The sequence below is a fragment of the Ralstonia pickettii genome, from assembly GCF_030582395.1.
GTDB classification, from domain to species: domain Bacteria; phylum Pseudomonadota; class Gammaproteobacteria; order Burkholderiales; family Burkholderiaceae; genus Ralstonia; species Ralstonia pickettii_D.
This window is the reverse complement of record NZ_CP104382.1, coordinates 1,083,380-1,098,411: the sequence shown is the minus strand read 5'-3', so window position 1 is coordinate 1,098,411 and position 15,032 is coordinate 1,083,380. Positions and strand designations below refer to the sequence as shown.

Annotated in this window: 11 protein-coding genes; 7 read left to right on the top strand and 4 right to left on the bottom strand. The window is 65.0% G+C overall.

All coding sequences use genetic code 11. The annotated features are described in order from the left end of the window. Nucleotides 1-58 precede the first annotated feature (58 nt). From N5B55_RS21635 to N5B55_RS21620, 4 genes are read left to right on the top strand one after another with little or no spacing between them, the layout of a single operon-like run. Nucleotides 59-1,405: a TolC family protein gene (locus tag N5B55_RS21635; RefSeq protein ID WP_304540025.1), complete on the top strand. Its 1,347-nt coding sequence runs from the start codon at nucleotides 59-61 to the stop codon at nucleotides 1,403-1,405. After that, the gene (locus tag N5B55_RS21630; RefSeq protein ID WP_304540024.1) at nucleotides 1,402-2,622 is read left to right on the top strand and encodes an efflux RND transporter periplasmic adaptor subunit; all 1,221 of its coding nucleotides are present in this window, start codon (nucleotides 1,402-1,404) and stop codon (nucleotides 2,620-2,622) included. Before N5B55_RS21635 ends, N5B55_RS21630 begins: the two co-directional genes overlap by 4 nt. Beyond that, complete coding sequence (locus N5B55_RS21625) at nucleotides 2,619-5,768, top strand: efflux RND transporter permease subunit (protein WP_304540023.1); 3,150 nt, start codon at nucleotides 2,619-2,621, stop codon at nucleotides 5,766-5,768. The genes N5B55_RS21630 and N5B55_RS21625 overlap by 4 nt, the downstream gene beginning before the upstream one ends. Further along, a complete protein-coding gene (locus N5B55_RS21620) occupies nucleotides 5,765-6,088 on the top strand; it encodes a P-II family nitrogen regulator (protein WP_009239909.1) in 324 nt (107 codons plus the stop codon). The genes N5B55_RS21625 and N5B55_RS21620 overlap by 4 nt, the downstream gene beginning before the upstream one ends. Nucleotides 6,089-6,195: 107 nt before the next feature. Here N5B55_RS21620 and N5B55_RS21615 read toward each other — a convergent pair whose 3' ends face one another. Beyond that, the gene (locus N5B55_RS21615) at nucleotides 6,196-8,436 is read right to left on the bottom strand and encodes a M1 family metallopeptidase (protein ID WP_178961260.1); all 2,241 of its coding nucleotides are present in this window, start codon (nucleotides 8,434-8,436) and stop codon (nucleotides 6,196-6,198) included. Between the two features lie 176 nt (nucleotides 8,437-8,612). Next, complete coding sequence (locus N5B55_RS21610) at nucleotides 8,613-8,750, bottom strand: hypothetical protein (RefSeq protein WP_304540022.1); 138 nt, start codon at nucleotides 8,748-8,750, stop codon at nucleotides 8,613-8,615. A 253-nt stretch (nucleotides 8,751-9,003) separates the two neighbouring features. On the opposite strand from N5B55_RS21610, the gene N5B55_RS21605 reads away from it, so the two are divergent. Then, nucleotides 9,004-10,476, top strand: coding sequence for a sensor domain-containing diguanylate cyclase (locus tag N5B55_RS21605; protein WP_304540021.1), 1,473 nt, complete (start codon nucleotides 9,004-9,006; stop codon nucleotides 10,474-10,476). 18 nt (nucleotides 10,477-10,494) lie between these two features. On the opposite strand, the gene N5B55_RS21600 is transcribed toward N5B55_RS21605, so the two are convergent. Next, a complete protein-coding gene (locus N5B55_RS21600) occupies nucleotides 10,495-11,337 on the bottom strand; it encodes a class I SAM-dependent methyltransferase (protein ID WP_304540020.1) in 843 nt (280 codons plus the stop codon). Nucleotides 11,338-11,556: 219 nt separating this feature from the next. On the opposite strand from N5B55_RS21600, the gene N5B55_RS21595 reads away from it, so the two are divergent. Further along, nucleotides 11,557-12,819, top strand: a complete 1,263-nt coding sequence (locus N5B55_RS21595) for a TIGR03862 family flavoprotein (RefSeq protein ID WP_304540019.1) — start codon at nucleotides 11,557-11,559, stop codon at nucleotides 12,817-12,819. Nucleotides 12,820-12,828: 9 nt separating this feature from the next. On the opposite strand, the gene N5B55_RS21590 is transcribed toward N5B55_RS21595, so the two are convergent. Beyond that, nucleotides 12,829-13,983, bottom strand: a complete 1,155-nt coding sequence (locus N5B55_RS21590; protein WP_304540018.1) for a class I SAM-dependent methyltransferase — start codon at nucleotides 13,981-13,983, stop codon at nucleotides 12,829-12,831. Nucleotides 13,984-14,281: 298 nt separating this feature from the next. Between N5B55_RS21590 and N5B55_RS21585 the strand changes: the two genes are divergently transcribed. Continuing rightward, nucleotides 14,282-15,016 carry a DUF3348 domain-containing protein gene (locus N5B55_RS21585; RefSeq protein ID WP_304540017.1) on the top strand — a complete coding sequence of 245 codons (735 nt, stop codon included), beginning with the start codon at nucleotides 14,282-14,284 and terminating at the stop codon, nucleotides 15,014-15,016. The last annotated feature ends 16 nt before the right edge of the window (nucleotides 15,017-15,032 follow it).

The following is a 15,032-nucleotide window of genomic DNA, read 5'->3' as shown; positions in this document are numbered from 1 at the left end:
TCTGTTGACCGGCTGGGCGTTCGCGCTTGCCTGTTCTTCTTTTTCAGGATGATTTCGGATGTTGTGCAATCAGGATGCGGTCAACCCGCGCCCCGCAGCAGGCGCGCGCGCGTCGCGACGTGCTGTTCTTTCCGCTGTGCTGACCGCGATGGCTGTCCATGCCAATGCAGCGCCCCCGACACCGTCGCCACGTAGTGCCCAGACCGCCACCGCCCGTGCCGACGAGGCGCTCCCGCAGCCGCGCTACACCTTGCAGCAGTTGCTGGAACTGGCACGCGCCAACCACCCGGCACTCGCCGCTTCACAGGCGCAGGTGCAGGCTGCGCAGGCGGGCATCGCCACCGCACGCGCCTGGCCCAACCCCGAGGTGGAAGCCATGGCCGGCCGCCAGCGTGCCCGCATGCCGGGTGCGGCGGAAGGCCGCACAAACAGCGTTTCGATTACGCAAAAGCTCGACTTGCCATGGCAGCGCGCCGCCCGTACGCAAGCCGCCGACGCCGCGTACGAAGCGTCGCAAGCGACCGCCCGGTCGCAGGCGCGGGACGTGGAAGCCGATCTCAAGCTGCGCTTTTACGACGTGGTGCGCCGCGAGGCCGAGCAGCGCAACGCGCGCGAAGACGTGACGCTGGTCGAGCAGATCCGCCGTGGCGTGGCCGTGCGTGTGGAAACCGGCGAAGCCCCGCGCTACGAACTCATCCGTGGCGACGCGGAGTTGCTCAACGCGCAGCGCAACGAGCAGGCCGCCGCACTGCGTGTGCAGCAGGCGCTGGCCGAACTGCGCCGCGCCGTGGGTGCCGATCTGCCGCAGACGTTCGATGTCGATGCCGGTGCGGAAACGCCTCCCGTCGCGCATCTGCCTCCGCTGGCCGATCTGGTTAGCACGGTCCTCGCCACGCATCCAGAGCTGGAGGCCGATCGCGCCGCCGTGCGTGAGGCCGAAGCGCGTCTTGCGCACGAGCGCAGCCAGCGTTGGCCGTCGCTGGCGCTGCGCGGGTCGGTCGACCGCCAGCCCGATCTGCAGGACAGCCGCGTGGGCTTGGTGATGTCGATTCCGCTGTTCGACCGCCGCGATGGTCCCGTCGGTGAAGCCGTGGCCGCCCGCGAACGCGCCCGCGCCCTGTTGCGCGACCGGGAGTTGCGCACGCGCCAGGCAGTGGAATTGGCCTATCGCCAATACGAGATTGCGGAGTCGCAAGTCAGCGCGCTCGAATCCGGCGTCATCAAGCAGGCCGAATCGGCGCTGCGCGTGGCCGAAGCCGCATACCGCCACGGCGAGCGCGGGATTCTCGACTACCTCGATGCCCAGCGCGTCTTCCGCCAGGCACGCAATGACCTGATTGCCGCACGCGCAGACCTGCGCACCGCCGCCGTTGAACTCGACCGCCTGCGCCCGGAGGCCCCATGAAACGCCAGAGCCATCGCGTTGCCTCCCGAACTCACGAATCCAGCCAGACCATGACCGTACCTTCTTGTTTCTCTTCTTCGATCCGGCTGGCCGGCGTTGCCCTGGCGGCGATGCTGCTGCTGGCCGCCTGCGGCAAAGATGCCGCCAACGATGCCAAGGCTGCGCAACAGGCCGTCGACCCGAACCTCGTGGTTGCACAGCCCACGCTGGTGCAGCGCCTCAAAGTGGCGCCTGTGGGCAAGCAGCCGATTGCCGAGCGCCTGCGCGTGCCGGGGCAGATTGCGTTTGACGAACAGCGCGTGGCGCGCATCGGTGCCACCGTCACGGGGCGTGTGACGGAGCTGGTCGCCACGCCGGGGCAGAGCGTGAAGGCAGGCGACATCCTCGCGCAACTGCACAGCACGGAGCTTGGCGCCGCGCAGCTCGCCTATCAGAAGGCTGCAGCGCAGCGCGACCTGCAGGCGCGTGCGCTGGAACGCGCCAAGCTGCTGCTGGCTGCCGACGTGATCGGCTCGGCCGAACTCCAGAAGCGACAGAGCGAACTGGCGATGGCCGATGCCGAAGTGCGCGCGGCCGTCGACCAATTGCGCGTGATGGGCGTGTCGCCCGGCAAGCTGGCGAAGATGCGCACGAGCGGCATGTCGTCGATCTCGCCCGTGGTGGCGAGCATCAGCGGCACGGTGGTCGAGCGCAAGGTGACGCGCGGCCAAGTCGTGCAGCCGGCCGACGAGCTGTTCACCGTGGCCGATCTGTCGCGCGTGTGGGTGGTGGGTGAAGTGCCCGAAAACGCCGCTGCGGGCGTGCGCGCAGGCCAGGCCGTGGAGATCGACACCGGCGCGGGCGATCGCATTGTCGGCAAGCTGATCTGGGTGTCGGACATTGTCGACCCGCAAACGCGGACGGTCACGGTGCGCACCGAAGTGGACAACGCGGAGCGCACGCTCAAGCCGTCGATGCTGGCCACGCTGCTCATCCAGTCGCGCCCGGAAGAACGCGTGGTGGTGCCGACTTCCGCGGTGGTGCGTGAAGACAACCGCGACTACGTATTCGTGCGCACCAGCGAGACGAACTACCAGCTCACGCCGGTCAAGCTCGGCGATGAATCGAACGGCGTGCGCCCGGTGGTTTCCGGCGTGCAGGTCGGGCAGCCCATCGTCGTTGAAGGCGGCTTCCATCTGAACAACGAGCGCAAGCGCGCCGAGATGGAGGGCGCATGATCGACGCATTGATTCGCGGCGCGCTCAAGCAACGGCTCGTGGTGGCGGTGATTGCCGCCGTGCTGCTGTTCTTCGGGTTGGATGCCGCACGCAAGCTGTCGCTTGACGCGTTTCCGGACGTGACCAACGTGCAGGTGCAGATCGCCACAGAGGCGCCGGGCCGCTCGCCGGAAGAGGTAGAGCGCTTTGTGACCGTGCCGGTGGAAATGGCGATGACCGGCCTGCCGGCGCTGACCGAGATGCGCTCGCTCAACAAGCCGGGCTTGTCGCTCATCACGCTCGTCTTCACCGACGAGACCGATGTGTACTTCGCGCGCCAGCTTGTGATGGAGCGGCTGATCGAGGTGCAGTCGCGCATGCCGACGGGCGTGACGCCGGTGCTGGGCCCCGTATCGACGGGCCTGGGCGAGGTGTATCAGTACACGCTCGACAAACCGGATGACGGCGACAAGGAGCTTTCGGTCGAGGAACTCACCCAGCGCCGTATTGCGCAGGACTGGGTGGTGCGGCCGCTGCTGCGCTCCATTCCGGGCGTGGCCGAGATCAACTCGCAGGGCGGTTACGAGAAGCAGTACCAGGTGCTCGTCAATCCGGAGCGCCTGCGCCACCACAACGTGACGGTCAAGCAGGTGTTCGAGGCGCTGGCCGCCAACAACGCCAACTCGGGCGGCGGGGTGCTCCCGCACTTTGCGGAGCAGTACCTGATCCGCGGCGTGGGTTTGGTGCGCGACACCAACGACATTGGCGCGATCGTGCTCAAGGAGGCCAACGGCACACCACTCACGATTCGCGATGTGGCCGAGGTAAAGATCGGCACGGCGGTGCGCGCGGGGGCGGTGGTCAAGAACGGCGTGACGGAATCCGTCGGCGGTGTGGTGATGATGATGCGCGGCGGCAACGCGAAGGAAGTCGTCGCCCGCATCCAGGATCGCGTGAAGGCCATCAACAACGACGGCATGCTGCCCGACGGCCTGAAGATCGTGCCGTACTACGAGCGTTCGGAGCTGGTCGATTCGGCCTTGCAGACCGTCATCAAGGTGCTGGCCGAAGGCGTGGTGCTGGTGGTGATCGTGCTGTTGCTGTTCCTGGGCGATATCCGTTCATCGCTCATCGTGGTCGGCACGCTGATCCTCACGCCGCTGCTGACCTTCATGGCGATGAACAAGCTCGGCATCTCGGCCAATTTGATGTCACTCGGCGGGTTGGCCATCGCCATCGGCTTGATGGTCGATGGCTCGGTGGTCGTGGTGGAAAACGCCTTTGCGCACCTCGCCAAGCCGCGTGATCCGAACGAGAGCCGCGCGCGCGTGATCCTGCATGCTGTGACGGAAGTGGCGACGCCCGTGATCTTTGGCGTGGGCATCATCATCCTGGTGTTCCTGCCGCTGATGACGCTGGAGGGCATGGAAGGCAAGATGTTTGCGCCGCTGGCCTTCACGATTGCGATTGCGCTGTTTTTCTCGCTGGTGCTGTCGCTCACGCTGACGCCGGTGTTGTCGTCGTATCTGCTCAAGCCCAAGGTGCACAAGCACGTGGAGGGTGGGCACAGCGACGACCCCCACGCCGAGCACGACGCGCATGACACGTGGCTGATCCGCAAGATGAAGAAGCCGTATCTGCGCTTGCTGGAGCTGAGCCTCAACAACGGCCGCAAGACCGTCATCGTGGCCGTGGCCGTGTTTCTGGCCACCGGCGCGCTGATGCCGTTCCTGGGCACGGCGTTCATTCCGGAGATGAAGGAGGGCTCGGTGGTGCCAGGCATCAACCGCGCGCCGAACATCTCGCTGGAAGAGTCGATCCGCATGGAGATGGAAGCCATGCGCCTGGTGATGCAGGTGCCGGGCGTGAAGTCGGCCGTCTCCGGCGTGGGCCGAGGCGAGTCTCCGGCCGACCCGCAGGGCCAGAACGAATCGACGCCGATCGTCTCACTCAAGCCGCGCGATGAATGGCCCAAGGGCTGGAACCAGGACGACATTGCCGAAGCGATGCGCAAGGCGCTGCAGGTGCTACCCGGCGTGCAGATCGTCATGGCGCAGCCGATCTCTGACCGCGTTGACGAGATGGTGACCGGCGTGCGTTCCGATGTGGCCATCAAGGTGTTCGGCGATGACCTGAACACACTGCGCGAGAAGGCCGAGGCGATTGCCAAGGTGGCGCAGGGCATCCAGGGCGCGCAGGACATGCGCGTGGAGCGGATCACCGGTCAGCAGTATCTGCAGATCGCGATCGACCGCCAGGCCATTGCACGCCACGGCCTGAATGCGGCCGACGTGCACAACGTGATCGAGACCGCCATCGGCGGCAAGGAAGCCACGGAAATCTTTGAGGGCGAGCGCCGCTTCAGCGCGGTGGTGCGCTTGCCGGACGCGTATCGCGGCAGCGTAGAGGCCATCCGCAACCTGATCGTGGCCGCCCCCAATGGCGCACAGGTGCCGATGGAAAGCATCGCCCGCATCGATGTGACCGACGGCCCTGCGCAGATCAGCCGTGAGCTGGGCAAGCGCCGCGTGGTGGTGGGCGTGAATGTGCGCGACCGCGACTTGGGCGGCTTCGTGGCCGAGCTGCAGGCGGCCGTCGCGCAGAAGGTCAAGCTGCCCGAGGGCTACTACCTGGAGTGGGGCGGCCAGTTCCAGAACATGGAACGCGCCATGGGCCACCTGAAGGTGATCGTGCCGATCACGGTGGCGGCCATCTTCTTCCTGCTCTTCCTGCTGTTCAACTCCGTGCGCTATGCCACGCTGATCATTCTGGTGCTGCCGTTCGCCTCGGTGGGCGGAGTGATCGGCCTGTTCGTCACGGGTGAATACCTGTCCGTGCCGGCATCGGTGGGTTTCGTGGCGCTATGGGGTATCGCGGTGCTCAACGGCGTGGTGCTGGTCAGCACGATCCGCAGTCTGCGCGAGCAGGGCATGCCGGTGGAGGAATCCGTGCGGCTGGGCTCGCGCATGCGTTTCCGCCCCGTGATGATGACGGCCACGGTAGCCATGCTGGGCCTGATCCCGTTCCTGTTCGCCACAGGGCCGGGCTCGGAAGTGCAACGGCCGCTGGCCATCGTGGTGATCGGCGGTCTGCTGACCTGCACGCTGCTGACGCTGGTGATGCTGCCCACACTGTACAAATGGTTTGATGAGGAGTCGAAGGCATGAAGGAAATCCGCATCGTAGTGCGCCCGCAACTGCTGGAGCGCTTGCACGAAGCGCTGCGCGTTTGCCCTGGTTTCCCGGGCATGACGGTGGCCGAGGTGAATGCCTATCCGCCAACGGCTTCACAGGCCGGCGCGCATTCCATCAAGGAAGACCTGACGGAGTTCGTGCCGCGCGTGCGCATCGAGATCGTCGCTTCCGATGCGCTGGCCAGCGTGCTGTTCGAAAGCGCCGTCAAGGTGCTGGAGCACGGCCAGACCGGCGAAAGCGCTCTCTGGATGACCGACGTGATCCAGGCCACCTTCCTGCATCGCACCGGTTGAGAATCGTCTGACGCGCGCATGAAAAACGGCGGACCGTGTCCGCCGGAAATCAGGAGCCACCCTTGCAGCGGGCCGCATCGTAAGACGCGGCCCGCTTGCTTTGGTGCTTACCGCTTGATGTCGGTCAGATGCTTCATGAGACCTTCGTAGCGGAACGTGTGGATCGGGCGATCCATCGACTGCATTTCCTGCAACTGCACCGCTTGCGGTTGCAGCGAGCCGGTTGGCTTCACAGACTGGGCGGCCAGTGTTGCCACCGCAGGCTGGAAGTTCTTGATACCGACGATCTGGTCGTACTGCGCCTTGGTGATGAGCTGCGCGTTATACAACTGCGTGGCATCGCCTGCGATGTTGGTCTTGGCCGCATCGCTGCTGATGGCCCCGGCCTGCGCCAGCAGGTTGCTCCACAGCGTCGGGCTGTAGTTGGTCACGTAGTAGTCCAGGCCCGAGGGGTTGGCCAGCACGGCCGAGCACGTCGGCAGCGTGACCTGCGCGGTCTGCTGGTCGAGCACGATGGTCTGCGACTGACCAAAGTTGTCGCCGTAGGCCAGCGTGAGCGGCACGTTCCACTGGTAGCCCGAATAGACGTTCTTGTTCGGGAAGGCCTTCTGCGTGATCGTCAGCACGTTCTGGTTGGTGACCGGATTGCACTGCGCATCGATGGTGACGAGCGGCAGGCCGGTCTGGCGCACGAAGCTGTCGCCCACCTTGCCCACCGGCTTGCCGCTTGCCGCTTCCAGTTCTGCCCACAGGCGCGGCGGCGTGCCGTTACCGAACTTGTACTTGTTCAGGTAGCTCTGCAGACCCTTGCGCATGGCGTCCTTGCCGATGTAGTTCTCGAGCATCTGCAGGACATGGCCGCCCTTGTTGTAGGCAAAGCGGTCGAGGAAGTCCATCGAGCCGGCATCGCTCAGGTTGTGCTGTACCGGTACGGCGGTAGGCTGCAGGTCCAACGTGTAGACGCGCTGCTTGACGGCTGCATAGTCGGCCCATGTGTTGCCTTGGAACTCGGGGTGCAGCGCGATCTTGGTGACGTTCTCGAACCAGTTGGCGAAGGACTCGTTCAGCCAGATATCGTCCCACCAGTCCAGCGTGACCAAGTCACCAAACCATTGGTGGGCCAGTTCATGCGACACCACGACGAACGAGCGCGCCTTGCCCATCGAGTGGACCGTTGTCGGTGCGCCATCGGGCGGCACCAGCACCTGGTCGGCAAACTCGAAGATGGCGCCCCAGTTCTCCATGCCGCCAAAGCCGGCATTCTTGTTGTTGTAGCTGTCGTTGGCGACGATGGTGTCCATCTTGTCGAACGGCAGCGGGATCTGGAAGTAGTTGTAGTAGTGGTTCAGCGCTTCCTTGGTGAACTGCATGCCGGAGACCGCCGAGTGCGCCTCGCCGGGCGGCACCCACCAGCGCAGGCGCATGCTGCTGCCGTCGAGCGGGTTGGTGAACTGGTCTTCCAGGATGTCGAACTTGCCGCCGCCGAAGAACAGCAGGTACGCCGGCATCGACGGTGTCTTGGCAAACGACACCTGCTGATAGCCATCCGGCAGCTTGGTGGCGCCCGTCTGTCTCCCGTTGGCCACGGCCTTCCAGTCGCCCGGAATTTCCGCCGTCACTTCGAAGGTGTTGCGGAAGGCCGGCTCATCCCAGCTCGGGAACCACTCGCGCGCGAAGTTCGACTCGCCTTGCGTGACGATGGCGTCCGAGCTCTCACCCGTTGCCGCCTGCAGGCCCAGCTTGAAGATGCCCTCGGCCTTGGTGAAGTTGATCGTGCCCGTCCACTCCATGTGCAGCACGTAGTTGCCGGGCTTGATGTCTCCGGTCGGGTCGCGCAGGTCATAGAAGGCCCCTTGCGATTGCGGAATCGGCACGAGCACACGCGCCGCGCCGTTGCCCGAGGTGGGCGTGAGCGTCAGGCGCGAGCCGTCGAGCTTCAGGTCGCGCACGGCCAGCGTCACGGCACCGGTTTGCTTGGTGACCTTGATCTCCACATCGGCGCGGCCCGAGAAGCTGTTCAGGTCTGCGCTCGGGCGGAACCACAGCTTGTAGTTGACCGGCCTGATGTAGTCCGGCAGTTCGACCGGCGGCACCGTTGCGTCGACTGCCGGCGCTGGTGCATTCGTGTTGCCGGTGTTGGTATTGCCCTGCTGCTGCGAGCCGTTTGCGTCCAGCTTGCCGCCGGCCGGCGTGAGCGCGTCATCTCCGCCGCCGCCGCACGCGGCCAGAATCAGCGCGGCCGCAGCCTGTGCCACGAGTGCCAGCTTGAACGAGCGACGTGTCCGGGCGTTGGAGGCGCGCCCGGTATGTGTCGTGGCCGTACGACGGTGGGTTGTCGAATCCCGCATTGCATTTCTCCTGAGTTGGAAAACGAATCCGCGGCCCAGGGCTCAAGAGAAAATCGGGGGGCAGGCCGCAGAATCGGGACAAGGAATTACCCGCTTCTTGCGCGGTGCAAATCACAGCCCGCGCACGGGATGCACGGATTCTGGAGGAAACGGCCTGCGAATCGAGACGAAGTTTTTTAAATCACGTGCGAGAGAATCTGCTGCGGAATTTGCAGTTTTTGGTATGTGCATTTACGAAGCGGCGGGCGCATCTCGGAACGATCGGCGATTTCTGCAACGCGCATTGAAAAAATGAAAGGCGCGACGCGCTTCATGAAAATATCTTAAAAATAGCAGCGGCTTTTTTTACAACGCCAGATAAAGAAAAACTAAATACGGAGTAGCTTCGCAAAAATCCGTTTGGGGAACTTTCTGGATATTCGGCAAGGTATTGCGCTGCAGCAGCTGACAGCGCATCGCCTGCATGGGGGTAATCCTTCCGGATGAGCGAGGCGCTGTGCGCGGTGTTACACAAAACCAGTACGCTCGCAAGGTTTGCGAAGTGTTCTTGTTCCCGTAGAGCGATTCATGCAATCCGCGTCCGATAGCGTCAGCAGCCCGGCGGCTGTGGGTGTCAACCTGATCGATTTCTTCGATGTCACCCCCACGTCATTGTGGCTGGAGGATTACAGCGACCTGCACCGCCTCTTTGCCGAGTGGCGCGCCGCCGGGGTGACCGACCTGCAACACTTTCTGGAAGAGGACGTTTCGCGCGTGGCGGCGTGCTCGGCTTGCATCAAGGTGCTGCGGGTGAACCGGCGCACGCTGTCCATGTACGCCGCCCCGGATGCCGAGACCCTCACTGCCCGCCTGGCCGACGTACTGCGCGACGACATGCTGGAAGCGCACGTGGGTGAACTCGTCCAACTCTGGTCTGGCGAACCGTCGTTCGAGAGCCGCAGCGTCAACTACACGCTTGACGGCCGCCGCCTCGACATCCTGCTCAAGGGCGTTGTCCTGCCTGACCACGCCCAGCCGTGGGACCGCGTGCTGGTGGCCGTGGACGACATCACCGAACTCGAAGACGCCCGCCGCCGTGCCGCGGCCAGCCAACTCTATGCGCGCGGGGTGTTCGAGCATGCGCCGGTGTCGCTGTGGGTGGAGAACTTCAGCACCATCAAGATGCTGCTGGACGAAGTGCGCATGCAGGGCATCACCGATTTCCGCACCTTTACCGACGTGCATCCGGAGTTTGTCGAGCGCTGCATGCAGGAAATCCAGGTGCTCGACGTCAACGGCTTCACGCTGGAGATGTTCAAGGCGCGTAACCGCAATGACCTGCTGGGCCGCTTGCCGGAAATCTTTCGCGACGACATGCGCCCGCATTTTCGCGAGCAGCTGATCGACCTGTGGGAAGGCAAGCTCTTCCAGCAGCGCGAGGTCGTCAATTACGGGCTGGATGGCAACCCGCTGAACATCCACCTGCAGTTCTCGGTGTTTCCGGGCCGCGAGAAGGATTGGGACATGGTGCTGCTGGCGCTGACCGACATCACGGCGCGCAAGAAGGCCGAGTCATACCTGGAATATCTCGGCAAGCACGACGTGCTGACCAAGCTGAAGAACCGCTCGTTCTATGTGGACGAGATCAACCGGCTGGAGCGCAAGGGCCCGTTTCCGGTCACGGTCATCATGATCGACCTGAACGACTTGAAGGGCGTGAATGACCAGCTCGGCCACGCCGCAGGCGATGCGCTGCTGCGCCGCGCCGGCGAGGTGCTCGGCAAGGCCGTCGACAAACCTGCACACGCTGCGCGCATTGGTGGCGACGAGTTTGCCGTGCTGTTGCCCGGTGCCGATGCCCAGGCCGGTGCGGCGCTGGTGGAGAGCCTGCGCAAGCTGGTCGAACTCAACAATCAGTTCTATCCGGGCGCGGAGCTCGGGTTTTCCATGGGCTGCGCCACCTGCCACGAAGGCGGGCGTCTGGAAGAAACGCTGCGCGAGGCCGATGTCGCGATGTACGAAGACAAACGGGTGCAGCACGAAGGCAGGCGTCTGGCATGACCTAGACGCCCCGCGTCTTCAGGAGCCAGCCGGCGCAAAAAACCGTTCGTGCAGCTCGCCCAGCCCGAGCGTGCTGATCACCTCGTTCAGCCGCTCGGTCGGGCGGCGACGCGGCAGATCTTTGTAGTGCGCGATGATCAGTTCGTTTTTCATCGAGTGTTCCCACCCGACCAGTTCCGTCACGCTGACCTGATAGCCGTGCGCTTCGAGCTGCAGGCAGCGCAGCACGTTGGTGACCTGGCTGCCGAATTCGCGCGTGTGCAGCGGGTGGCGCCAGATTTCCGTAAGCGCATTGCCGAGTGACTTGCCCTTGTTCTTGCGCAGCACGCCGGCCACTTCCGCCTGGCAGCACGGCACGAGCACGATGTATTGCGCATGCTTTTCGAGCGCGAAGCGAATCGCGTCGTCCGTGGCGGTGTTGCACGCATGCAGTGCCGTGACGATGTCGATCGTGCCGGGCAGCTTGTCAGACGTGATCGATTCCGCCACCGACAGGTTCAGGAACGACATCCCCTTGAAGCCCAGCCGCGCGGCAAGCTCGGTCGACTTGGCGACCAGCTCTTCGCGAGTCTCAATGCCGTAGATATGTGAGGTGCCGTCGCCCGGTTGCTCTTTGCAGAACAGGTCGTACAGGATGAAACCAAGGTAAGACTTGCCCGCGCCGTGGTCGACCAGCGTGACGTGCCCCTTGGAATGCTGCACGTCGGCCATCAACGGCTCGATGAACTGGAACAGGTGATAGACCTGCTTGAGCTTGCGGCGGCTGTCCTGGTTCATCTTGCCGTCGCGCGTCAGGATGTGCAGTTCCTTGAGCAGTTCGATCGACTGGTTGGGGCGGATTTCGTGGGTCTTGTTGGACATCGTCAGGACAGCCTGGGCGACATGTCGCACGGAATGGGACCGGTGCGGCGGCGCGGAGAAAAACGGAAAGAGGGCGCCAGTTTACCGAAAAGCAGGGTGGGCGACGGCCAGCGCACCCCAAGGGGCGTCATGCGCGGCCTGGTTTGCCCGCGTTCGGGCGGGATGTGACAATAGCGCCCCGCTTGTCCGCCCCGCGCGATTCGATCCGTTCCTCCCCGCATGTCCGAAACATCCAACGCCCCTCTCGTTGCCGTCATCGGCGCCGGCCCCGCCGGGCTCATGGCCGCTGAAGTCCTGTCGCGCAACGGCGTGCGTGTGCAGGTGTTCGACGCCATGCCGTCGGCCGGGCGCAAATTCCTGCTGGCGGGTATTGGCGGGATGAACATCACGCATTCGGAGCCGCTCGATGCGTTTCTCGGGCGTTATCGCACGCGGCGTGAGGCACTGGCGCCGCTCATCGGCCGCTTCAGCCCTGACGCCCTGCGCGCTTGGATTCATGGGCTGGGCATCGACACATTTGTCGGCAGCTCGGGCCGTGTGTTTCCGACCGAGATGAAGGCGGCGCCCTTGCTGCGCGCATGGCTGCACCGCCTGCGCGAGTCGGGCGTGCAGCTGCACATGCGGCATCGCTGGGTGGGGTGGGCAGAGCCGTCGGACCACGCGCAGGTGCTGCGCTTTGAAACCGCCGGTGTTGAACGGCTGATGCAAGCCGATGCCGTGGTACTGGCCATGGGCGGCGGCAGCTGGCCGCGCCTGGGCTCCGACGGCGCCTGGGTGCCGTTGCTGGAAGCGCGCGGCGTGCGGGTGCAGCCATTGCAGCCCGCCAACTGCGGGTTCGACGCCGATTGGAGCGCGTATTTCCAGGAGCGTTTTGCGGGGCAGCCCGTCAAGTCCGTCGCCATCGGTTTGCGCTCGAGCCATGACGGTGCGCTGCAATTCCGCCAGGGCGAGTTCGTCGTCACGCAGACGGGCATTGAAGGCAGTCTCGTCTATGCGTTGTCGGCGCCCATTCGCGACGCGCTGGCCGCAGAGGGCAGTGCGACGATCTGGCTTGACCTTGCGCCAGGCTGGAGTGCGCAACGTGTGACGGATGAACTGATGCGCCCGCGCGGCGCGCGTTCGATGTCGAGCCATCTGCAAAGCAAGCTGAATATCACGGGCGTGAAGCTCGGCTTGCTGCGCGAGTGCCTGAGCAAGGACGCGTTTGCCGATCTGACCCAGCTGGCGAAGGCTATCAAGGCATTGCCGTTGCGGCTCACACGTACAAGGCCCATTGAAGAGGCGATCAGCACTGCAGGCGGCGTTGCATTTGAAGCGCTGGATGCAAAGCTGATGATCGAGCGTCTGCCGGGCGTGTTTTGCGCGGGCGAGATGCTCGATTGGGAAGCGCCGACAGGCGGCTATCTGCTGACGGCGTGTTTTGCGAGCGGCGCCGCTGCGGGGCAGGGCGCGCTCGACTACCTGGCGACGATGGCGCGCTGATTCGCTGGTTTACTGGCGCGCCTTCAGGCGCCACAGCGACGTCACCTCTGCAACCCGGGCCCGATAGAGCGGGTCGTTTTCATCGGACGCCTTCGGGTGCTTCGGCTTGATGTCTTCCCGGCCCACCACCTGCAGGCCGGCCGCATCGATCATCGCCAGCAGGGCATCGCGCGTGCGCAGCCCAAGATGCTCGGCAAAGTCCGACAGGATCAACCAGCCCTCGCCATTCGGCTCCAGATGGGCGGCGAGGCCGTCCAGGAAGCCGCGCAGCATGCGACTGTCCGGGTCGTAGACGGCGCGCTCGATGGGCGAGCTGGGCCGTGCCGGCAGCCACGGCGGGTTGCATACGATCAGTGGCGCGCGGCCTTCTGGAAACAGATCCGCTTCCACGATGTCGACCTGCGCTTGCAGACCGAGGCGCTCCACATTCTCACGGCCGCAGACCAGGGCACGCGAGTCCTGATCCGTGCCGATGACGCGCTTGACGCCGCGTTTGGCGAGCACCGCTGCCAGCACGCCGGTGCCCGTGCCGATATCGAACGCCAGCGTTTTCGAGGGCAGCGGCGCCTTCGCCACCAGATCGATGTATTCGCCGCGCACGGGCGAGAACACGCCGTAGTGCGGGTGAATGCGCTCACCGCCGAGCGCGGGAATCTCCACACCCTTCTTGCGCCACTCATGCGCGCCGATCAAACCAAGCAGCTCACGCAGCGAGACGACGGAAGCGGCGTGGCTCGTGCCGTAGGCCTCGGTGCAGGCCTCGCGCATATCCGGGGCGCGGCGCAGCGGGATCGTGTAATCCGCATCCAGTGGAATCAGCAGCATGCCGAGCGTGCGGGCGCGCTGCGATTGCGCCTGCCGGTGCAGGTTGAACGCATCGATGGGCGAGGCGGGTTCCTTGCGCGCCTTGCCGGGTTTGCGATCCGTGCGGCGGGACATGGCTTGCAGCAGTTGGCGCGCGTTCTGGAAGTCGCCTTGCCAGAGCAATGCCGTGCCTTCGCAGGCGAGGCGATAGGCCGCATCAGCGGTGGTGCGATCATCCGCGATGACCACGCGCTTGGGCGGCGGGTTGCCGGCTTCGGAACGCCAGACGGCGGTATGGACGGCGTCGCTGCTGGCTTCAGGGCGGTCGTCAGTCCAGGTGAGGGTGGGGTGATCGGTCACAGGGGAAATGGGCGGGAAAGCGGGGAGGGTGCGGTAGTGGGCGACACGATACCGCTGTCGGCCTGATCGCACAAATGTAGGCGGGCGACCCTGGCGCCGCTGCACTGCCGCGGTTTCGCTGGGGCGCCGTGTCATGAAGGGCCGATGCTGCGCTATGCGGTAAAGAACGCCGCCCGTCTCGCCCGCGAGCCGATCGACTGCAGCGATTGTTCTGGCGAAGTGATTCTGCTGCCACTCGAAGACGTCAGTCCGACCCGGCGGGCAGTGTAAACTCCAGCCTTTTTTCGGCACTCGTAGCATGGCGTACGCCCAGCAACGCAGGGCGCTCAGCGGCCCTGCGCTGATCCGCATTCTTGCTCGCCTGACGGACGTCGACGTTTCCGCATCTGCGCAGCCCCTTTCTGACCGGTTGAGCCAATGGCTCAGCTGGACGGATGCCATTACGCTCTCCTCGGCATTGAGCGCGGCACCGCCCGCCGGTGCCTCCGGCACGCGGCCCGTCGGCCCGGACGCCGAGACGATCGCGACCCGTGTCCGTGCGGCGTTGGCAAAGTCCATCGCGTCCAGTTGCGCGCCGGACGCCAGGCCTGGGCCTCGCGCGCCGATCCAGGGCCCCTCGGCGCCCGTGGTAGTCGACTATGCCGATTTCCGGCAGCGCTACGTGCTGATGCAGCAGACGATGGAACTCGAGATCGGCGACCTGCGTGGCCGCCTGCGGCGCCTGCTGGCTGCCAGGACGCCCGACCTCGCGCGCCTTGCGGTGCTGGACGCCAGCATGGAGCAGGCGCTCGCAGGCCGCGAACGTTCGTTGCTCGGGGCCATTCCCTCGATGCTGGGGCCGTACTTCGAGCGCCTACGCGCGGCCGAGCAGCAGCGGCAGGCCCTGTTGCCCGCAGAGGGCGAGGCCACCCCATCCACATCCCGCGCCTGGCTGGATGCGTTCCGCAAGGATATGCAGAGCGTGCTCCAGGCCGAGCTTGATGTTCGTTTTCAACCGATCGACGGGTTGCTCGCAGCCCTTCGCTCCCGCTAAGCGGGGCAGACACCTT

Bases quoted from the DNA above. Each gene is read 5' to 3' on its own strand.
- N5B55_RS21595 (WP_304540019.1), top strand. From the start codon at position 11,557: ATGTCCGAAACATCCAACGCCCCTCTCGTTGCCGTCATCGGCGCCGGC.
- N5B55_RS21630 (WP_304540024.1), top strand. From the start codon at position 1,402: ATGAAACGCCAGAGCCATCGCGTTGCCTCCCGAACTCACGAATCCAGC.
- N5B55_RS21585 (WP_304540017.1), top strand. From the start codon at position 14,282: ATGGCGTACGCCCAGCAACGCAGGGCGCTCAGCGGCCCTGCGCTGATC.
- N5B55_RS21635 (WP_304540025.1), top strand. From the start codon at position 59: ATGTTGTGCAATCAGGATGCGGTCAACCCGCGCCCCGCAGCAGGCGCG.
- N5B55_RS21625 (WP_304540023.1), top strand. From the start codon at position 2,619: ATGATCGACGCATTGATTCGCGGCGCGCTCAAGCAACGGCTCGTGGTG.
- N5B55_RS21615 (WP_178961260.1), bottom strand. From the start codon at position 8,436: ATGCGGGATTCGACAACCCACCGTCGTACGGCCACGACACATACCGGG.
- N5B55_RS21620 (WP_009239909.1), top strand. From the start codon at position 5,765: ATGAAGGAAATCCGCATCGTAGTGCGCCCGCAACTGCTGGAGCGCTTG.
- N5B55_RS21605 (WP_304540021.1), top strand. From the start codon at position 9,004: ATGCAATCCGCGTCCGATAGCGTCAGCAGCCCGGCGGCTGTGGGTGTC.
- N5B55_RS21610 (WP_304540022.1), bottom strand. From the start codon at position 8,750: ATGAAGCGCGTCGCGCCTTTCATTTTTTCAATGCGCGTTGCAGAAATC.
- N5B55_RS21600 (WP_304540020.1), bottom strand. From the start codon at position 11,337: ATGTCCAACAAGACCCACGAAATCCGCCCCAACCAGTCGATCGAACTG.